This window comes from Rhizobium sp. SG570 (assembly GCF_012275345.1).
Lineage (GTDB): Bacteria > Pseudomonadota > Alphaproteobacteria > Rhizobiales > Rhizobiaceae > Rhizobium > Rhizobium lusitanum.
The window spans coordinates 45,687-64,436 of record NZ_JAAZQI010000003.1 but is presented as its reverse complement, the minus strand read 5'-3'; the positions used below and the strand labels follow the sequence as shown (position 1 = coordinate 64,436).

General features: G+C 60.1%; 18 protein-coding genes. 4 read left to right on the top strand and 14 right to left on the bottom strand.

Annotated elements, in window-relative coordinates:
* Positions 1 to 8 precede the first annotated feature (8 nt).
* Positions 9 to 1,232 (top strand): ROK family transcriptional regulator, encoded by a 1,224-nt coding sequence (locus FHT28_RS07590; RefSeq protein ID WP_168595894.1) that lies wholly within the window; start codon positions 9 to 11, stop codon positions 1,230 to 1,232.
* Between the two features lie 89 nt (positions 1,233 to 1,321).
* Here FHT28_RS07590 and FHT28_RS07585 read toward each other — a convergent pair whose 3' ends face one another.
* The 9 genes from FHT28_RS07585 to FHT28_RS07545 all read right to left on the bottom strand — a co-directional run bounded on the left by FHT28_RS07585 (position 1,322) and on the right by FHT28_RS07545 (position 12,213).
* Positions 1,322 to 3,343 carry a beta-N-acetylhexosaminidase gene (locus FHT28_RS07585; RefSeq protein ID WP_168595893.1) on the bottom strand — a complete coding sequence of 674 codons (2,022 nt, stop codon included), beginning with the start codon at positions 3,341 to 3,343 and terminating at the stop codon, positions 1,322 to 1,324.
* Between the two features lie 27 nt (positions 3,344 to 3,370).
* Entirely contained in the window at positions 3,371 to 3,841 is a 471-nt protein-coding gene (locus tag FHT28_RS07580) for a GNAT family N-acetyltransferase (RefSeq protein ID WP_047639702.1), read from the bottom strand.
* A 12-nt stretch (positions 3,842 to 3,853) separates the two neighbouring features.
* Entirely contained in the window at positions 3,854 to 4,780 is a 927-nt protein-coding gene (locus FHT28_RS07575; RefSeq protein WP_168595892.1) for an ABC transporter ATP-binding protein, read from the bottom strand.
* Positions 4,777 to 5,592 (bottom strand): ABC transporter ATP-binding protein, encoded by an 816-nt coding sequence (locus tag FHT28_RS07570; RefSeq protein ID WP_037191624.1) that lies wholly within the window; start codon positions 5,590 to 5,592, stop codon positions 4,777 to 4,779. The genes FHT28_RS07575 and FHT28_RS07570 overlap by 4 nt, the downstream gene beginning before the upstream one ends.
* Positions 5,589 to 6,491 carry an ABC transporter permease gene (locus tag FHT28_RS07565; RefSeq protein WP_047555486.1) on the bottom strand — a complete coding sequence of 301 codons (903 nt, stop codon included), beginning with the start codon at positions 6,489 to 6,491 and terminating at the stop codon, positions 5,589 to 5,591. The genes FHT28_RS07570 and FHT28_RS07565 overlap by 4 nt, the downstream gene beginning before the upstream one ends.
* Complete coding sequence (locus FHT28_RS07560; RefSeq protein WP_037191631.1) at positions 6,491 to 7,471, bottom strand: ABC transporter permease; 981 nt, start codon at positions 7,469 to 7,471, stop codon at positions 6,491 to 6,493. Before FHT28_RS07560 ends, FHT28_RS07565 begins: the two co-directional genes overlap by 1 nt.
* A gap of 22 nt (positions 7,472 to 7,493) precedes the next feature.
* Positions 7,494 to 9,188, bottom strand: a complete 1,695-nt coding sequence (locus FHT28_RS07555) for an ABC transporter substrate-binding protein (protein WP_168595891.1) — start codon at positions 9,186 to 9,188, stop codon at positions 7,494 to 7,496.
* 523 nt (positions 9,189 to 9,711) lie between these two features.
* The gene (locus FHT28_RS07550) at positions 9,712 to 10,107 is read right to left on the bottom strand and encodes a RidA family protein (protein WP_113108377.1); all 396 of its coding nucleotides are present in this window, start codon (positions 10,105 to 10,107) and stop codon (positions 9,712 to 9,714) included.
* 180 nt (positions 10,108 to 10,287) lie between these two features.
* Complete coding sequence (locus FHT28_RS07545) at positions 10,288 to 12,213, bottom strand: S9 family peptidase (RefSeq protein ID WP_210255700.1); 1,926 nt, start codon at positions 12,211 to 12,213, stop codon at positions 10,288 to 10,290.
* A gap of 231 nt (positions 12,214 to 12,444) precedes the next feature.
* Here FHT28_RS07545 and FHT28_RS07540 point away from each other — a divergent pair, with 231 nt between their 5' ends.
* Positions 12,445 to 13,239: an SDR family oxidoreductase gene (locus FHT28_RS07540; protein WP_047555482.1), complete on the top strand. Its 795-nt coding sequence runs from the start codon at positions 12,445 to 12,447 to the stop codon at positions 13,237 to 13,239.
* A 90-nt stretch (positions 13,240 to 13,329) separates the two neighbouring features.
* Positions 13,330 to 14,217, top strand: a complete 888-nt coding sequence (ligD, locus tag FHT28_RS07535; RefSeq protein WP_047555842.1) for a non-homologous end-joining DNA ligase — start codon at positions 13,330 to 13,332, stop codon at positions 14,215 to 14,217.
* Positions 14,218 to 14,219: 2 nt separating this feature from the next.
* On the opposite strand, the gene FHT28_RS07530 is transcribed toward ligD, so the two are convergent.
* The 5 genes from FHT28_RS07530 to FHT28_RS07510 all read right to left on the bottom strand — a co-directional run bounded on the left by FHT28_RS07530 (position 14,220) and on the right by FHT28_RS07510 (position 16,869).
* A complete protein-coding gene (locus tag FHT28_RS07530) occupies positions 14,220 to 14,798 on the bottom strand; it encodes an isoprenylcysteine carboxylmethyltransferase family protein (RefSeq protein WP_037191649.1) in 579 nt (192 codons plus the stop codon).
* Positions 14,795 to 15,532 (bottom strand): glutathione S-transferase, encoded by a 738-nt coding sequence (locus FHT28_RS07525; RefSeq protein WP_168595890.1) that lies wholly within the window; start codon positions 15,530 to 15,532, stop codon positions 14,795 to 14,797. The genes FHT28_RS07530 and FHT28_RS07525 overlap by 4 nt, the downstream gene beginning before the upstream one ends.
* Before the next feature lie 239 nt (positions 15,533 to 15,771).
* Complete coding sequence (locus FHT28_RS07520; protein ID WP_168595889.1) at positions 15,772 to 16,086, bottom strand: plasmid stabilization protein; 315 nt, start codon at positions 16,084 to 16,086, stop codon at positions 15,772 to 15,774.
* Between the two features lie 60 nt (positions 16,087 to 16,146).
* Entirely contained in the window at positions 16,147 to 16,320 is a 174-nt protein-coding gene (locus FHT28_RS07515) for a hypothetical protein (protein WP_168595888.1), read from the bottom strand.
* Between the two features lie 276 nt (positions 16,321 to 16,596).
* Complete coding sequence (locus FHT28_RS07510; RefSeq protein ID WP_037192035.1) at positions 16,597 to 16,869, bottom strand: DUF2934 domain-containing protein; 273 nt, start codon at positions 16,867 to 16,869, stop codon at positions 16,597 to 16,599.
* Between the two features lie 349 nt (positions 16,870 to 17,218).
* Here FHT28_RS07510 and FHT28_RS07505 point away from each other — a divergent pair, with 349 nt between their 5' ends.
* Positions 17,219 to 18,682: a phosphatidylserine/phosphatidylglycerophosphate/cardiolipin synthase family protein gene (locus FHT28_RS07505; RefSeq protein ID WP_168595887.1), complete on the top strand. Its 1,464-nt coding sequence runs from the start codon at positions 17,219 to 17,221 to the stop codon at positions 18,680 to 18,682.
* Positions 18,683 to 18,750 lie beyond the last annotated feature (68 nt).

Below are 18,750 nucleotides of genomic sequence, written 5' to 3'. Positions count from 1 at the left end.
ATCATCTCATGAAGACAATTTCAGGCACGAATCTCGAACAGGCCAAATCGCATAACCGGCGTGTCGTGATCGAGGCCATTCGCACCAATGGGCCGATGTCACGCGCCGCCATTGCTCGCATCACGGCGCTGACGACACAAACCGTATCCAACATCGTCGAGGAACTCGCGCGTTCGCATCTGCTGATCCCGATGGAAGCGCAAAGAATTGCCCGCGGCCAGCCGATCATTCCCTATACCATCAACCCGAATGGGGCCTATTCCATCGGCCTTGAACTCGGCCGCCAACGGGCCGCCGGCGTACTGACGGATCTTTCCGGCTCGGTTCGCGCCCGCATCGAGCGCCATGTCGACAAACCAGGCCCGACCGAGGCAATGCCGGTGCTTGCCGACATCGTTAGAGATCTGCTGGACGCCTTTTCCTTTGATCGTGACCGATTGCTCGGCGCTGGCATTGCCTTGCCCGGACGCTATGCGGATGGCGGCGTTACATCGCTCAGCCCGCTCAACCTGCCGGGTTGGCAGGATTTCCCGGTCGCTCGTGAACTGCAGCGGTATATCAAAGTGCCTGTCATTGTCGAGAATGATGCGACCGCCGCAGCGATCGGCGAACGGCTTTATGGTGTTGCGCGTGGCCTTGGGAGCTTCGTCTATCTCTTTCTGGCAGGCGATGGCGGCATCGGCGCCGGCATGTTCCTTGACGGCCATCTCTACAAGGGCAGCCGCGCCAATGCCGGTGAAATCGGCCATATCATCGTCGAGCCGCACGGCAGGCTGTGCAGCTGCGGCAAGCGCGGCTGCCTCGATCGCTATGTATCGCCATCCGTCGCCTACGAATGTCTTGGCATCGAAAACCCCCAGGAGCTTTCGCCTGACGATCTCGATGCGATGATCGCGGCCAATAGCCGAGGGCTCGAGGTCTGGCTGGAACAAGCGGTGCGGCCGCTGCGCCAGACGATCGATTTTCTCGAGCTTGCCTTCGATCCGCAGACCATCGTGCTTGGCGGCAGTGCGCCGACAACCCTGATGACACGGCTTGCGGCGCGTCTGGAACCGCTGCACATCCCCGTGAACCCCGAGGAAGAGCGCACGATCCCTCGCCTGATGGTCGGCGCGACCGGCAAGGATACCGCCATTCTCGGCGCCGCCGCCCTGCCGATCTTTTCGGAAACGAACCCGCAATTCGATGTTCTGCAGAAGCCGATCATCCACCGCACTGTCCAGCAACTGTGACGAACGGTCAGGGCCGTTGAGCTTGCAGATCACTGAAACGCAATCGGGCGCGGCACAAGTGCCGCGCCCGAGGGCCATGCATCAAGCTGTCAGAATTGATGCAGGCCGTATAGCAGCGGCATCGTGCCGACAAGCGCCTTGAACCGCTCCCAGGATTTTGCCGATGGCTTTGTCCAGCCTGTTTCGGCAAGCGCCGAGAGACGCGGGAAGACCAACCGGTCGAAGATGGCTCGGTCCGTCATCGACTCCGACCAGATGCAGGCCTGAATGCCTCGAAGCTTTTCTTTCTGGGCGTCCGTCCAGCCACCGACGGGATCGAAGGTGTAGAGTTTCTCCGGGTCCGAATGGCCCGCCCAGCTTGCGCCGGGCTCGTCCCAATCCGGGCGCATCGCCATGTCGAGATAATAGACCTGCCCCGGGCAAACCACGATCTCGTATCCGCGACCGGCAAGCTCGGCCGCGACTTCGACATTGCGCCAGCTGCAGAGATAGCTCTTGTCCTTGTCGATCCTGTCGCCATGGGCAGCTTCTTCCCAACCACCCGTCACGCAGCCCTTTGAGGCCAGAAATGCCTGGATGCGCTCCAGGAACTCCGCCTGCAGGAAGGCCGCGCCGGAGCCGTGAATATCGTCGGCTCCATGCGTATTGGTGATGACGTTCAATCGCTTGGCATGTGCTTGTGCAATTTCATCACCAGCGAGTTCGCGCAGCCGCGCCAGCGCCTCCGGCGAGCCGGACCAGGCGCCCAGCGGCACTTCGTCGGCACCGATATGGATCGTCTTGAACGGGAAGAGCTCGATCAGTTCGGAGAGGATCGTCTCGATCACCTCATAGGTCTTTTCGCGCGCCGGGTTGATGCAGTTATCCGGAAAACCTTGAACCGAATAATAGCTGCCAGCCTCATTGGGATCGCGAAGCTCGGGAATTGCCTGCAGCATGGCGTAGCAATGGCCCGGTATATCGATCTCGGGCAAGACCTCGATGCCAAAACCCTTGGCATAGCTGACGATGTCACGCACGGCTGCCTTGGTATAGTAACCGCCGGTGCGAGCCGGGCTGGAGCCGAGAAGTGGCGGCAGCGGCAGGCCGTGACCACGCCACGCTCCGATCTCGGTCAATGCCGGATAGGCATCGATTTCGACACGCCAGGATTCGTCATCCGACAAATGCCAATGGAAGCGATTGAGCTTGTTCCAGGCAAGCACCACCATCAGCTTCTTGATCTCGGCGGTGCCATAGAATTGGCGTGCGACATCCAGATGCAGCCCGCGCCATCCCATGGCCGGCTCGTCGACGATTTCGCCACCCGCCGGGAAATAAAATGCCTGTGGATGCAGACGCGCACCGCGCCAGATCTGGCCGATGGTGACCAGACCATAGACGAAGCCGGTCTGTGTACTCGCTTCGACCGTGATGCTCTCAGGCGAGAACGCCAGCCTGTAGCCCTCGGCGCCGAGACCTTCAACCTGGTGCAGGTCCACCGGCACTGCCCCCTCCGCCTCGGAGCGGATGAGACCTTCGGCCGAGAAGAGATGCTCGACAAGGGCTGTGAAACTTGCAGCGGCAGCCTGCGCTTCCGGAGCGATAGCCTTCAAGGCAAAGCCTGCCGGCAGCGGGCGGCGGGAGGAAACGGCAACGCGGTTCGGCCAGGGAATGATCGACAGCGGCACCGGCGGATTGGCCGGCACCGGGTAGATTTCAGCACCGCGCTTCAACGGCGCATTGCTTGACGATGTTCGCGTCGGCTCCGTGCCAAGTGAAACCGTGGTGCCATCGGGCAATGCGAGATAGGCGCTATTGGCCCCATCGTTCCAGTGGCGAAACTGCCAGCTCAGCGCACGGACCGTGATGGTCCATGTATCGCCGGCGGCCAGCACGAAACCATCAGGCGGCTGGAACTCGGTGAAGTTGGACAGCCGCTTGGAGACCGTGGCACCTTCGACGATACCAGCCGGATCGACGCGGCCGGGGCCGCTGACGCAGAGCGAGAAGCCCGAAAGCTGCTCGGATGAAAGGTTCTTGAGCCGCAAAACATAGGAAAATTCCTTGCCGTCGGCCGGCGGGTTCCAGGTTGTTTCCAGCCGCAGAGCCAGGGATCGCGGTATCGACATGAACATTCTCTCTTTATCTAAAATCGTTCAAAGCTTGAGCATGCCGGCATAAATGCCGGGCGCGGAGTTGGGGATCGGCATCGCGCCGACCGCTTTCTCGTAGAACTCCGATGGACCGACATCGCCGATAACAGCATAGGCATAACCCATGGCCTTCATGTCGGTGAGGGAGGCAAACAGCAGCGCCCGGCCGATGCCGAGACCCCGCACCTCCTCCGCAACACCGGTCGGGCCGAAGAAACCGCGCGCCGTCGCCTCGTGGCAGGCAAAGCCGACAAGCTCCTGATTGCGCGTGGCAATGAAGCAGGTCGGCGGCTGACGCGTCATCGCCACGGTCGTCTCGCTCGCCCAACCCTGACTGAAATGGTCGCCGACCCAGCTGGTGATCAGCCGCAGTTCCGGCGGCAGGGCACGCCGGATGGTGATGCCGGCTTGCGCCATCCGCTCGGGTGACTGCGTATCCGGCGGCAAGGTCGATAGATTGACCAGATAATCCAAGGTGAAATCCCCCTAGTTCGATGCGGCTAGCGCACGCATGAAATGATTGGTGCCGACCTGCTCGACCACGGTCGAGATCGGCCGGCTGAGTGCGCGGACTTTCTCCGCTTGCTCGAGGAAGCGGGCGCTGCCGCCGGTCACGAACCGGCGGCCACCGTCCGGAACCGCGGATAGCAGCAGCTGCGTATAGGGATGCTTCGGAGCGGCGAGCACCGTAGCGGTGTCGCCCCACTCCACCATCTGACCGGCAAACATCACGACGATCTCCTCGGCGACATGGGCGGCCGTGGCGATGTCGTGGGTAATGTAGAGCATGGCGAGGTCGTTCTCCCGCTTCACACGCGCGAGCAGTTCCAGGATGTCCTTGCGGATCGAGACGTCAAGCATCGAAGTCGGCTCATCGGCCACCAGAATGCTCGGCGAAACAGCCAGCGCGCGGGCGATATTGACGCGCTGGCGCTGACCACCCGATAGCTCATGCGGAAACTTCTGTCGCGTCAGCGCCGGATCGAGGCCGACACTTTCCAGAAGCCGCATTATGTCTTCGCCGCGCCCGGCTTTCGGCTTGTCCTGCCCGTGCAGTTGCAGCGGCCGCGACAGATGATGATTGACGGTAAAGGCCGGGTTGAGCGAGGAGAACGGGTCCTGGAAGACCATCTGGACATCCTTGCGGTACAGCCGCTCGTCGTTGCCGGAGCCGCGCGCGGTGCGATCCTGTCCCCGAAAGAAAAGCTTGCCGCCGGTCGGCCTGTCGAGCCGCGCGATGATCCGGGCGCAGGTAGTCTTGCCGCAACCGGATTCACCGACCAGAGCCAATGCACGCCCCGCAAACAACGAGAAGGATACGCTCTTGAGCGCCTGCACGGGACCGAAATCGCGCTGAATGTTCTCGAGCTGGATGACGGGTTCGGCAATCGATGCCTGTGTCTGCGGTTTCATACCAAAGCTCCCGAAAGGTGGACGTTGCCTGGAAGCTGCGGAATGGCGTTCCAGAGCTTGCGCGTGTAGTCATGAGCGGGCGCCTGGCTGACCTGCGTGACGTCACCGACCTCGACGAGCTCACCCTTCAGCATGACGCCGATGCGCCCGCAAAGCTGGGCCATCAGATGCAGATCGTGGGTGATGAACAGCACCGAGAAACCATAGGTCTGCTGGAGGTCGAGGACCTGCTCGAGAATTTCGCGCTGAACGACGACATCGAGTGCGGTCGTCGGCTCGTCCATGATGATGAGTTCGGGTCTGAGCGCCAGGCATATGGCGATGACGATGCGCTGGCGCATGCCTCCGGAAAACTGATGTGGATAATCGCCGACGCGATGCGCGGGAATGCCGACCAGCTTGAACATTTCCTCGGCGCGGGCGCGGGATTCCTGACGGGAGCAGCCAGTATGGCGGTGCAGGACATCATGAAACTGTGCTTCTACCCGCATCAGCGGGTTGAGCGAGTTCATGGCGCTCTGGAAGACCATGCCGATCCGCTTCCAGCGGATCTTCTGCAGGTCGATCTCCGGCATCCGCAGCAGATCCTGCCCATCCAGGCGGATACTTCCACCGCTGACCCAGGCCGGCGCCTTGGAAAGCCTGGTTATGGCATAGGCGATGGTGCTCTTGCCGCAACCGGATTCGCCTGCGAGACCGAAAATCTCGCCGCGGCCGATGTTGAAGGAAACATTCTTCACCGCCCGGAAGTCACCCTTGTCGACCAGATAGTCGATATTGAGGTTTTCAATTTCCAGCAGATTGTCGCTCATTGGCCAGCCCTCATCATGCGGTTGCGGGCTCGGGTCAGGCGGAACCACCGGGTCAATGCCGGGCCTGAGCGCAATTGCGGATTGGCGATTTCGTCGAAGGTGAAGTTGATCAGCGCTAAGCCGAGGCCCGTGAGCGCAATACCGGCGGCGGGAACGGCGATATCCCACCATGCGCCAACCATGATCGCCGAGGCATTCTGGGCATTGTAGAGCATAGTGCCCCACGTGACCTTCAGCGGATCGCCGAAGCCGAGATATTCGAGCGTCGTCTGCGCAACGATGGCATAGATGATGCTGCCGACGAGGTTGATGCCGATCAGCGGCGTCAGATTGGGCAGGATTTCAACGAAGATAATGCGCCAGGCCGGCTCGCCGATCATCTTGGCGGCAGTGACGAAATCGCGATTGCGCAGCGCCATCGTCTGCGACCTCGTCATGCGCGCACCCCAGGGCCATGAGGTCAAGGCGATGATCGTCATGATCGTCATCGGCCCGACCGTGCCTGCAAAGGAGGCAAGCAGGATGAGCAACGGCATATTGGGTATGACGAGCACGGCGTTGGTCGCGAGATCGAGCACCGCGTCCGTCTTGCCGCCGGCGTAGCCGGCGATAAGCCCGATGGCAGTCCCGATCACGGTAATGGCGATGCCGGTCGCAAAGCCCACCGAAAGCGAGCTCCTGGCACCCCAGACGAACTGCCGGTAGACGTCGCGACCCATCTTGGTGGTGCCGAAGACATGCTCGACCGATGGCGCCTGATGCGAACGGCCGACGCGTGCACCAGGCTCGCCCGGCGCGATGACCGGCGCAAAAATGGCCATCAGGCACAAGACGGCAATGATGACGAAGCCAAAGAGGGCCTTCTTCTGGCTGAAGATTGATTTCAACGCGAAGCCCATTACGTCCCCTCCCTCAATCTCGGATCGACCAGGCCGTAGATGATGTCGACCAGGAAGTTCGCTGCGAGGGTCGCCATTGTCATCAGAAGCAACTGGCCCTGAATGACGGGATAATCGCGGGCCACGCTGGCGGTGAACAGCGTCAGGCCAAGGCCCGGATAATTGAAAACGATCTCCGTGACGATCGAGCCGCCAAAGACCGCACCGAGCATCAGCGCCAGGTTGGTCAATACGGGCAGAAGGGCGTTGCGGGCGCCATAGCTGAACATGACTGCGAGATTGCTGAGCCCTTTCGCCCGCCCCATGGTCACATAGTCCTCCCCCAGTATAACGATCATGGAGGAGCGCATGGTCGTCTGGAATTCGCCGATGAGGAATGGCGAGAGCGTCAGGACCGGCAGGATGGCATGCATGAAGACGCTGCCGGCGAATGTGAAGTTGAAGCCCGGATCGAGATTGGGATCATAGGCGTACCCCACGGGGAACCAGCGCAGCGATACCGCAAAGACGAAGAGGATCGTCAGGGCGATGATCACGGGCGGTATCGAGAACATGATCACGGCGAGAGGCGATACGACAGTGTCGAACCGCCCGCCGCGGCGCCAGGCCGAGATCGCCCCGAGCACGACGCCGACGCACAGCGAAAAGATGATCGCCGTCACCACCAGGAAGATCGTCCAGAGCGTGGCACGGCTCAACACCTGCACCACGGTCTGCGGATAGTATTTGACCGAAACGCCAAGATCGAGCGTCGCGAGGCCTTTGAGATAATCGACGAACTGCATCATGATCGGCTGATCGATCTCGCCGAAGCGCGCCTTGATTGCCTCGACGGCGGCGGGCGTTGCCCGCGGCCCGAGCTGGGCCACCATGGCGTCGACGGGACTCCCCGGCATGAGCCGGGGAAGAATGAAGTTCACGACGATCGCGAAGGCCAAAGCCACCGCATAGACGCCCAGGCGTCGGCTGGAAATACGCATGTCTGCTTCCCTTGCTTAGGTCTTATTGGACCGGCTTCAGACGCAAGAGATGCATGAGGCGCATGCGGTTGTTGTCGTGATTTTCCGGGTTCATGACCGGATCCTTGTCGGTGACCCAGCCCGTAAACCGCTTGCTGGAATACTGGTACCAGGTCGGTCCGTTGAAGACCGGCACGACCGGGAAGTCATCGGCGATCAGAACCTGGATATCGTTGAAGATCTTCTTGTGATCGTCATCGGAGGACGACTTCCGATACTGATCGAAGAGCGCGTCGAGCTTCGGGTTGGAGTAACGCGGCGCGGCGACGGTGAGCTTACCGGCATAGTCCGTCGACAGGCTCTGGTAATAGCCCTGGAACGGTGTGGCGCTGTCGGCGCGCGAGTTCATGACGACATCGAAGCTGCCATCGAGAAGCTGCTTGCGCCACTGCTCGTATTCAGGCGTGGCGACCGAGGCATTGATGCCGATGGCCCGCAGCCCTTCAACGGCGATCTGCACGGCGTCGATCCAATCCGTCCAGCCATTCGGCACGATGACAGGGAAAGCGATCGGCTTGCCGCTTGGCGTGGTGCGGAAGCCGTCGGCGCCCTTCTTGTAACCGGCGTCATCGAGAATCTTGTTCGCCTTGTCGGTGTCGAAGCCCATGAAGGCATCCTTGTCGCCTTCGGCAGCCTTGTTGCGCCAGGATTCGAAACGCGGCGGCAGACCGCTCGCATGCAGGTTGACGACCGGATAGCCGAAGCCGGCAATATCGACCATCGACGTGCGGTCCATCGCCAGGCTGAAAGCGTGACGGAAGTTCAGATCCTTGAAGGCCTCCAGATTGCCGACATTCGTGGACTTGAAGTTCATCTGGAAGGCGACGGTTTCCGCCGGCGGCTGCCAATAACCGTTATGCTGCGGATCGAGCGCGACGAAGGTCTTGTCTATCTGCGGCAGGAAAGAACCGATCCAGTCGACCGTGCCTTCCGGCAGCAGCGCCAGCATCTGGTCGTTGCCCGAGATCTGCGGCAGGCGCAGGCAATCCACATGCAGCGACGCCGCATCCCAATAATTCGGATTGCGGCACTGCTCATAGACCTGCGGAGTAAAGCGGCGAACCTCCGTCATCGGCCCTGACCCGATGGGCTTCTCATTCTTGTAGGCGACCGGATCGGCAATGTCCTTCCAGATATGCTCCGGCACGACGGCAAGGTCGGCCAGGGATTCGGGGAATTCCGAATTCACGGCCTTGAGGTTGATCTTTACCTGGGTCGGCGAAGGCGTCTCGACGGAAGCGACAGTCTGGCCAACGCCGACGGTGTCGACAGCCGGGTTCTTCAGCATCAGGTCGATCGTGTATTTCACGTCGGCCGAGGTCAGCGGCTGGCCATCCGACCACTTCACGCCGGGACGCAGCTCATAGGTGATCGACATCAGATCATCGGAGAACTTGTAGCTCGTCGCCAGACGCCAGACCGGCTTGCCGCCGTCATTGGCGTTGAAGATGACCAGTGGCTCATAGATGAAATCCATCGTGCTCTGGCGGCGACCGGCCAGATCGAAGGGATTGAAGTTACTGACCCAGCTGGTCTGTTCCTCGATGTGCATCGTCAGCACTGATTCAGCGGCCGATGCGACACCCGAACCGAATGCCAGCGTGGCGCCCAATGCCGCCGTCGCAAGCCATGGAGCCCGGTGCAAAAGATTACGCAATCTGCTTTTCTTCATTCCCATTTTCAGTTCCCTCTCGTTTATTTCGAGTAGTCAATCAAATTGATTTAATCTCGAGTTTGCGCATACGTCAATCCGCTGATTGGAAATCAACAGGCATTGGCGTGAGCAATCACGCGCAGCCGCTGCCGACTGAGCGGCAATCTGTCACAATCGAAATTATGGAGAGACTTGCGGGCTGTCCGGCTCACTCCGGTCATATGCCGATAACGGGGCGTTGGCCGGTTTGGACTCTTGTTCAACAGGGAAACGCCCGGGAACAGACGTTGTCCGCAGAGAAATGGCCGCAGCGCCGCCGGGATGAGTGGCCAGAGCAATTCCAGGAAAAGTGCGTAGCGGTTTTCCGTCCGGAATTGCGTAAAAACAATAGCATACAGCGGTCAGGCGATTCCCTGAAACGCGTAACCGCTCTAGAATACGGATCGCGGCGCCGCAGGCGCGCACCGCAATCCCTTCATTGCAAGACAGCTTCGCTTTGGAAGCCGCACCTCAAAACGGAGCTTCTAAATAATCAGGGAGCGTCAGTTCAGTCGAGCGGCTTGTAGGCGATGACGTCCATCTCGACCTTTACATCGACCATCATGGGCGACTGAACCGTCGAGCGCGCCGGCGGATGGTCGATGAAATGCTTCTGGAAGACCGCATTGAAACTGGAAAAATCGCGTGCGTCGTCCAGCCAGGCATTGACCTTCACCACATGCTCGAGGGTGCAATCGGCCAGGGCAAGAACTTCCTTGATATTGGCGATGACCTGCTCGGTCTGCGCGACGATATTGCCGACCACGACCTCGCCGTTGATGGTCGGAACCTGACCCGAAACATAGACAAAATCCCCGGCACGCACGGCCTTGGCAAAAGGACGCCGCTGGCCGCCGGCCTGACTATCGGCGATATCGAAACGGATCAGCTTGTTCTTGCTCATGATATATTCGGTCTCTCTTTGTTATCGAAAGCCGCAGTCGCCATCGCTTCATTATCAATGAGGGCCAGGCGCTCGACTCCATTGCCATCTTCCTTATCCGCCGTGACACGGCGACGCCAGAGGCCTCTTCCCGATCCTTGTCGAGGTTCACGCATGGCCGTGCGCATCATGGCGGCGGTCTTATTGATCTTGCAAACCAGGTATGAGGCCCCGACCCGCCTTGAACTCGAGAGACGAGCCCTCGAAGGCATCACCTAAGGGCTCGAACCGACCGCCCAGATGCGCAGCGAGAAACGCCTCGGCGACTGCGGCAAAGGACCGGCGGTTTTCCGCGTGCCCGAGGCCGTGACCTTCGTCGGGATAGGAAATGTAAGTAACGGGAATGCCGTGCTTCTGCATCGCGGCGACGATCTGATCGGATTCCGATGCCTTGACGCGAACGTCGTTGGCTCCCTGAGCGATCAGGAGCGGCCGCACGATTCGGTCCGCTCTGTTGAGCGGCGAGCGTTCCTCTAGAAACTGAAGGCCCGCGGGCGTATCGAAATCTCCCATCCGGGTCTTCCACAGCGATTTCCAGGGCTTCCAATATTCTGGGATCGTGTTGATGAAAGTGACCAGGCTGGATATTCCGACGAGGTCGATGGCGCAGGCGAATTTCTCCGGCGTGAACGTCAGCCCGACAAGCGCGGCATATCCGCCGTAGCTCCCACCCATGATCGCAATTCTGGAAGGATCGGCAATGCCTTCGGCGATCGCCCAGTCGACCGCATCGATCAGGTCGTCATGCATTTTCCCGGCCCATTCCAGATTCGCGGCATTGACGAAGGCCTTTCCGAAGCCGGTCGAACCGCGGAAATTGACGCTCAGAACCGCGTAGCCGCGATTGGCAAGCCATTGATGATTTGCAGAAAGGCCCCAGGCATCCCGGCCCCAGGGGCCACCGTGAACCAGCAGCACCATCGGCAGCTTTGCGCCTGCCTCCGCTCCATCCGGCAGTGAAAGGTAGCAATGCAAGTCCAGCCCGTCGCGCGAGCGGATGGTCGACGGCGTCATCGGAACCAGCGGCACGTTTTCGAGAGCCGGTACCGAGCCGAACAGCCGCCGTTTGTGCTTTGCGACGTGGTCGTAGTGGAAATATTCAAGCGGCGCATCGTCGTACTGGCAGGCGTAGAGGATATGTCTCCGGTCCTGCGACATGCCTGCAAACAGTAAGTCCCCGCGAGAATCCTGCGTGAGGAACGCCAAAGTCTCTTCGAATTCCGGATCGAGGGCCTGCCACTCGATCCGCTCGAACTGGCGTGCGGCGGCCAGCGGGCGCCGAGTGATCGGATCCAGCACAACGGACACATAATCGGATTGCTGGTCTTCAGCGAGGACGCGTGATTGTCCGCCGCTCAGATCCTGAGCGACAACCGCCGCTGTATTACGCCCGCGGCTGTCCAGCCAATAGAACTCGCGGCCATTGCTGCTGTATTCAATCGGTCGGGTGGTGAGGGCGTCCTCAACGTCGATCAGCGTGAACCGTTCCCACACTCCTTTCCCATTCCTTTGAAGATATTCGGTCGCACCATTTTCGGTCTGGCGACTTGCGAACCGAACATGGAATTGATCGTCGGTGAAAAAGCCGCCGAACTCTTCATTGAGGTGCACAGGAGCAGCCTCACCACTGGCTATATCGACGCGATAGAGATCGACATAGCGCTTGTCGCGCTCGTTATGGGCAATAAGCAGCTCAGCCGGAAAATGCAGCGACCTCTGTTGGATGTAGGCAGTCACTCCTGGGCTTGGCGTTAGGTATCTGGATTCTCCCGTCTCGACATCAACCCTCCAGATCTGCCAGTTCTCGTCGCCTGCTTGGTCGCGGGCATAGACGACATAGCGGTTGTCATGCGTCCACAGATGCCATGCCGCAATATTTCTGTCCCTGACTTCAGTCACCGGCCTGGCGTTGCCCACATCGTCGAGCGGTGCGATCCATATGTTCAGTATGCCGTCCAAGGGCGCCTGGAAGGCAACGTGCGTCCCGTCGGGGCTGATGCGAACCACACGTCGCTCAGGGTCGGAGAAAAGACGACGGCGAGAGATCAATTCGGGAGGGTTGTCCAAGGCGAGGCTCCTATCGCAGCGATCCGATGGGAACGTAGTTCAGGAGCTGCAACCGGCAATACCGCTCGAAGCAATCAATGGGAGAAGTTTTCGTTCAACGGGATTGCCTGCCTGCCCTTCCCGAAGCCGCGTCTTTTTGTCGGTCACGCCTCGATTGCCTTGCCGCGCCTGTGCCTGCTAAGACAGGACCGATTTCGTCATATGATTGATTGATGTTCAGGAGGAGTCGTCATGACAGAACTTGCGCAGTCCCTTGCGTCCATTCGTATTCCCGATCTTGCCGGCAAGCGTGTGCTGATCACCGGCGCCTCGACTGGTATCGGAGCAGCGCTTGCACTCGCCTTCGCCGCGCAGGGCATGAAGGTCGGCCTTCACTTCAATGCCAGCCGCGAACCGGCCGAACGGCTGGCTGCCGAGATCAAGGCCAGCGGCGGTACGGTGCATCTGATCCAGGGCGATGTCTCGCAGGATGGCGAGACGGAACGCGTCGTCAATGAAGCCGCCGAAGCTCTTGGCGGCCTCGACGGGTTGGTGAACAATGCAGGCGGTATGCTCGGACGACTGCCGACCTCGGCCATGACCGACGAGCACTATGAGCGTGTGATGAACTTGAACGCCCGCTCGGTACTCGCCGCGACCCGCGCCGCCCACCCTCACCTCAAGAAGCAAGGCGGCTTCGTCATCAACACCACGTCGATCGCCGCCCGCAACGGCGGCGGCAATGGCGCGATCCTTTATGCCGCCTCCAAGGGCTTCGTCTCGACCATTACCCACGGTCACGCCAAGGAATTCGTCAACGACAAGATCCGTGTCAATGCGGTCGCGCCGGGCGTTATCGCAACGCCGTTCCACGAGCGCTATACCAATGACGAGCAGATGGAATTGCAGCGCAAGACCATTCCCATGGGCTTCGTCGGCACTCCGGAGGATTGCGTCGGCGCCTATCTGTTCCTCGCGTCGCCGACACTGTCCGGCTACATCACCGGCCAGATCATCGAGGTCAATGGCGGCCAGCTCATGCCGTAAGGCGCTAGAGGTGATCGACTTTTTGCGCCGGGCAATGGTAATCTTTGCTCGGCGCGGCGATCGCGCCGAAAGAAGATGGAGCGCATGCGAATGGCAAAGACGCCCATTGAGAACCGGATCGAAACCTCCGTTCAATTGACCCACCCCGAGCGGATCTACTGGCCTGACGACGGTGTCAGCAAGCAGGATCTCGTCGATTATTACGCATTGGCCTGGCCGCGCATGGCGCCTTTCGTCGTCAATCGTCCCCTGGCGCTGCTGCGCTGCCCGGATGGCATAAGCGGGCCGCGCTTCTTCCAGAAACATGCCTGGAAAGGCATCAATCCGCATATCGAAGAAATCGCCGATCCCGAGGACAAGGACGGCGCCAAGCTCCTGAAGATCGCGGATTTCGACGGCCTTGCGGCACTCGTCCAATCCGCGGCGCTGGAAATACACCCCTGGGGCACCACCACCGATCATTGGGAAAAACCCGACATGATCATCATGGATCTCGATCCCGGCGAGGATGTCGCTTGGGCCAAGGTCATCACGGCTGCGAAGGAAATACGGGAGCGTTTTTCTGCGCTGGGGCTTACCTCCTTCATCAAGACCTCGGGCGGCAAGGGTCTGCATGTGGTTGCCTCCCTCAAGCCCAAGGCGGACTGGCCGCAGGTCAAGGATACAGCCGAGGCGATTGCGCATTCTATGAGCGCCGATAGTCCTGACGCATATCTGTCGGTCGCTAGCAAGGCAAAGCGGACCGGCCACATCTTCATCGATTACCTGCGCAACGGCCGCGGCAACACCGCGGTCGCACCCTATTCGACGCGCGCAAGGCCGGGTGCACCGATTTCGATGCCGTTAGCCTGGGAAGAGTTGACCAATAAGATCGGACCCGCCTCCTTTACGGTAAGGAACGCGACCTCGCGACTGAGCAAGGCCAGCGGCGATCCTTGGGCCGACTTCTTCGATGCCGCTTCACCGTTGAAGACCTAATATCACACGACAAAGGGGATCAGTGCCGGCGTGCTGGCCTTGTAGTCGGCATAGTCGCGACCGAAGGTCTCGCTCATCCAGCGTTCCTCGATGCCGACACGGCGCAGAACGGCATAGAGCATGAAGGCGAACGCGAGCAACGCAGCAATATCGCCTCGAGCCAGCACTGCGCCGAGGATGGCCAGTATCAGGCCGGAATAGATCGGATGGCGGACGATGGCGTAGGGGCCGGTGCGGATCAGCGCGTGATCCTCCTTGACCGTGATCACCCCGCTCCAGTTACGGCCGATGTGATAGCGCGCCCAGACGGCGAAGCCGAGCCCGATGACGGTTAGCACCGCGCCGATGCCGTAATAGGTCAGATTTCGCGGGACGAGCCGGAGCGACAGGGGACCGAGCCAGGATGAAGGCACCACCAGCAGAAAGGCGCAGATCCAGATCGGGGCGGTATTCGACAGTCGCGACCATGGATCCTCGTGGCGCGTCGCCTTCTTGACACCGAACGATGCCACAAACCAGATCAATGCCCATATGCCCCAGCAGACTGGAAAGAATAACGTCAGCAGTCTTCCTTCGCTCACGCCTCGCTCCTGTCCAGCTCCGGATAGTGCCGGAAGATGCCATCCTCGTTGAAGGGAATACGACGGTCGGATTGAAGATAGCGAGCAATATTCGGCCGTTTCATGACAGCGGCGTGCAGAGCTGCAAGATGGGGATAGCGGTCCGCCAGATGCGCGGTGGCGCGCGGAAATGCATACCGCAATCCCTCATAGACCTGAAATAGCGACAGATCGACATAGGTAAGCCCGCTGCCGAAAACATGCGCCGGCCCATGCGGGTTCTGCTGCAGGACGCGCTCGAAATAGCCAAGGTATTTTGGGATGCGATTGTCGATGAACTCAGCCGAGCGAGCCTTGGCCTCTTCCTTCTGCTCCTCATAATATTTCGAGGTGGCGATTGGGTGATGTGTGTCGTGCACTTCCGCGACGAGATCGGTGATCGTCAGTTGCAGAGAGTTCAGCTCATGACGCTGCGCTTCATCCCTGGGGGCAAGACCAAGTGTCGGCCCGAGATACATCAGGATGTTCGCCACATGGGAAATGATCAGATCGCCATCCTTCAAAAACGGCGGCGCGAACGGGATGCCAGGCTCGGACTTGCTGCCCATAATAGCCAACATGGCGCGTGTACCCTGCCCCTTGCTTGCCGGACCGCGGCAAATATCGACATAATCGGCGCCAGCCTCTTCCAGCGCCAGCCGCACGAATTCGCCGCGGCCCTGGATGCCGTCCCAGTAGTAAAGCTCATAAGGCATGCGGTTTCCCTCCCATGGGACCATCGATACACCTGCTCGTGCAGGAGTCTGGCCCTTTGGCTGATCTGCCTTCCCGGCCGACCGGCCGGTCCAGCTTCGACTCTCTCCATGCCGAATTTAGCATCGGCGCAACAGAACGGAAGGGCGGACCCTGCGGCATTTGCACCGCCTATCAACGACCTTGACAGCAGGGCTTCAAGGGCGCCTCAATGGAAAAGCGAAGCCCGCATGCCGGTTCTTTAAGAATGAGCGCGCTGTTCGTTGCGTTTGCGGGTTGCGGCCGCCTTCTTTGCGGATGCTGAACGCTCCGCAGCCGGACGTTTCGCGGCCGCACGTCCGCCGAGCTTGCCGCCCTTTTCCGACGATTCATGATTTTCAGAATGCCCCCGGCCCGAGCCGGATTTCTTGCCGCCACCGCTTTCCTTGTTCACGGTCGCCCACGCGCGGCGCTCGGCCTCATCCGCGGAAACGCCGCGATCTTCATAGCCTTCCTCGATATGCTCGGCCTTGCGCTTCTGCTTGTCGGTGTAGGCGGATTTGTCTCCTCGTGGCATGGTTCTTCTCCTCGTTGCGGATGAAAAACCAACCCATCATTACGGAAAAGGTTCCGTTGTCTAACTCGAGGAATCGCGGCTCGTCGGCGATAACCGTACCCGACGGCCATGCTGCGGCTCGGCGCGGTGCTTGGCCGAGGCAGGGAAGAAGACACCGACAGAGCGGTCGATGATCAGGATCAGCACGAGTGCCGCCAAAAGATAGAGGCTGGCGAGAACGAGCAGCGATGTCATCGCATCACCTCGGCACGATCCGCTGAGGATAAAGGACAGCGCGCCACGACGATCGTCGAAACAACGACTTTCAGATAAAGGATATAGCTATTGCACATCGCGAGGCTCCCTCCTCGCTCGTTAGCACCGATGTGTGACATCTGTTTCGCGCCGGCACGCAAACTGCCGAAATTGTTGCAGATATTTCTGCCGCCGCAGTGTTAAGAAGCGAACGGCCCGATGCTGAGCATCGAGCCGCTTTGTCCCCGCCACATTCTTGAGAAGAGCACGCCTGCTCTACACCTTGGCTACCGCCGCCTTCTTCGATGTCAGTTTCGCAGCAGGCTTGGGCGCGGGTTCACTTGCAACAGCAACCACGGCAACCGTCGGCTTGCGCTTCGCTTTGGACTTGGCGCTGATTTTGACATCCTTGCCGTCGCTTTTTTCGAGCGCGATGCGCTCGTTGCTCGCCTGTTCCCAATGCATGGTATCGCGACCGGAAGGATAGCCCTCCTCCTCCCAGATCGCGTATGCGCGTTTCTTGATCCATTCGTCCCGAGATTCCAACATCTGCTGTCCTCCGTTCGCATCATTGAACATGGTTGATGACCAATGCCCGTTCTGAAATGCGGGCTTCTTGCCTCCCCCGAGCAGCCAAGACACCATGGCCGTGACAACGCCATGGCACGATTCCGCGAATCTCGGCTCTCGAACCGCAGTGGCGCCTCGCACAAGAAACATGGGTACCGTGGGGGACGGTAGCGAAGCAGCCGAAGCACCATCAATATGAAGGCAGCAAGAATGCTGTTCAATTAAAAATATCTAATACGACGGGTTTTCGCACTGCTATCGGCCGGACATAGCCGTTTGGCAGGACGGCCGAGATTGCAGCTTTCGCGGGTAAAGATATACTTGCGCCATGTTTGACCTTCTGGTTGCCCATTGGGGCCAAATTCTTGCCGTCCTGTCCATTGCCATGGGTGCGGCTGCCGCAATTCATGCGGCCATGACGAAAGAGGATGTGCGAGCGGCAATCGGCTGGGTCGGCGTCGTCATCCTGTCGCCGATCATCGGCGCATTGCTCTACATGTTCGCCGGCATCAACCGCATCCGTCGCGCTTCGCTGAGTTCGCAACGCGACGCGCTCTTTCGCAAGGATGCGAGCGGCGACCTTGCCAGTTTCGACGCAGACGACGACCAGGTGCGGCGTAATTTCGGCGAACGCTTTGCCTCGATGAAGACGCTCGGCGACCGTGTCGCCCGCTGCACGATGAGCACCGGCAATACGATCGAAATGCTGACGAGCGGCGATGCGGCCTATGCGGCGATGAAGGCCGCCATAGACGGCGCGGAACGCAGCATTCTCATGGAAACCTATATATTCGACCGCGACCCCATCGGCCTGCGCATGGCCGACGCGCTGATTGAAGCCGTCAAACGCGGTGTCAGCGTTCGCGTGCTGATCGACGCCGTCGGCGCCCGCTATTCCGTGCCGAGTATCATGGGCTATCTCAGCCAAGGAGGCGTCGACGTCGACGTCTTCAACGGCAACGTCATCATCGGGCTCAGATTGCCCTATGCCAATCTGCGCACCCACCGCAAGATCCTGAGCATCGACGGACGGATCGCCTTTACCGGCGGCATGAACATCCGGCAGGGCTTCACGCGCGAATTCGCCACCGACCATTGCGCCCGCGACATGCATTTCTGCGTGACGGGGCCTGCAGTCGCCGATCTCTTCAACACGGCGGCCGAGGACTGGCGCTTCACGACGGGCGAAGTCTTGAGTGGGAACGAGTGGCGGATTGCAGCGCCATCCAACGAGCCGGGAGCGCCGGTCTTCATGCGGGTTGTCACGTCCGGCCCCGATCGCAGCATCGAAACCAACCACAAGATGCTCATCGGCGCGCTTTCGGTCGCACGCAAGTCGATCCGCATCATGTCGCCCTATTTTCTGCCGGATCGGGAGCTCATCAGCGCGTTGGTGACGGCAGCACGGCGTGGTGTCGAAGTCGATATCATCGTGCCGACAGCCAACAATCTCGTGCTCGTGGACCGCGCCATGACGGCGCAGTTCGACCAGATGCTGAAGAGCTACTGCCGTATATGGCGTGCCGAAGGTCCGTTCAACCATTCCAAGCTTTTGGCGATCGACGGCACGTGGGCCTATGTCGGCTCCTCCAATCTCGATCCCCGTTCGTTGCGGCTGAACTTCGAAGTGGATCTGGAGGTCATCGACCGCGGTTTTGCCGGCACGATCGACGCGCATATCGGCGCGATACTCGAAACGGCGCAACCGGTGGACCTCGAAAAGCTCCGGGCGCGGCCTTTTGTCGTCAGGCTGATCGAGAAGATCCTCTGGCTCGGCTCGCCCTATCTCTGATGAAGGCTCCCTCGGCCAATCTGCGTTCATCGCAGCCTTTTTACATGACAAGGCCGGTCTTCGCTTCC

Excerpts from the sequence above, each read along its gene's own strand:
- FHT28_RS07570 (WP_037191624.1), bottom strand. The coding sequence starts at position 5,592 with ATGAGCGACAATCTGCTGGAAATTGAAAACCTCAATATCGACTATCTG.
- FHT28_RS07540 (WP_047555482.1), top strand. The coding sequence starts at position 12,445 with ATGACAGAACTTGCGCAGTCCCTTGCGTCCATTCGTATTCCCGATCTT.
- FHT28_RS07550 (WP_113108377.1), bottom strand. The coding sequence starts at position 10,107 with ATGAGCAAGAACAAGCTGATCCGTTTCGATATCGCCGATAGTCAGGCC.
- FHT28_RS07560 (WP_037191631.1), bottom strand. The coding sequence starts at position 7,471 with ATGCGTATTTCCAGCCGACGCCTGGGCGTCTATGCGGTGGCTTTGGCC.
- FHT28_RS07515 (WP_168595888.1), bottom strand. The coding sequence starts at position 16,320 with ATGACATCGCTGCTCGTTCTCGCCAGCCTCTATCTTTTGGCGGCACTC.
- FHT28_RS07585 (WP_168595893.1), bottom strand. The coding sequence starts at position 3,343 with ATGTCGATACCGCGATCCCTGGCTCTGCGGCTGGAAACAACCTGGAAC.
- FHT28_RS07575 (WP_168595892.1), bottom strand. The coding sequence starts at position 4,780 with ATGAAACCGCAGACACAGGCATCGATTGCCGAACCCGTCATCCAGCTC.
- FHT28_RS07555 (WP_168595891.1), bottom strand. The coding sequence starts at position 9,188 with ATGGGAATGAAGAAAAGCAGATTGCGTAATCTTTTGCACCGGGCTCCA.
- FHT28_RS07505 (WP_168595887.1), top strand. The coding sequence starts at position 17,219 with ATGTTTGACCTTCTGGTTGCCCATTGGGGCCAAATTCTTGCCGTCCTG.
- ligD (WP_047555842.1), top strand. The coding sequence starts at position 13,330 with ATGGCAAAGACGCCCATTGAGAACCGGATCGAAACCTCCGTTCAATTG.
- FHT28_RS07525 (WP_168595890.1), bottom strand. The coding sequence starts at position 15,532 with ATGCCTTATGAGCTTTACTACTGGGACGGCATCCAGGGCCGCGGCGAA.
- FHT28_RS07590 (WP_168595894.1), top strand. The coding sequence starts at position 9 with ATGAAGACAATTTCAGGCACGAATCTCGAACAGGCCAAATCGCATAAC.
- FHT28_RS07510 (WP_037192035.1), bottom strand. The coding sequence starts at position 16,869 with ATGTTGGAATCTCGGGACGAATGGATCAAGAAACGCGCATACGCGATC.
- FHT28_RS07565 (WP_047555486.1), bottom strand. The coding sequence starts at position 6,491 with ATGGGCTTCGCGTTGAAATCAATCTTCAGCCAGAAGAAGGCCCTCTTT.
- FHT28_RS07520 (WP_168595889.1), bottom strand. The coding sequence starts at position 16,086 with ATGCCACGAGGAGACAAATCCGCCTACACCGACAAGCAGAAGCGCAAG.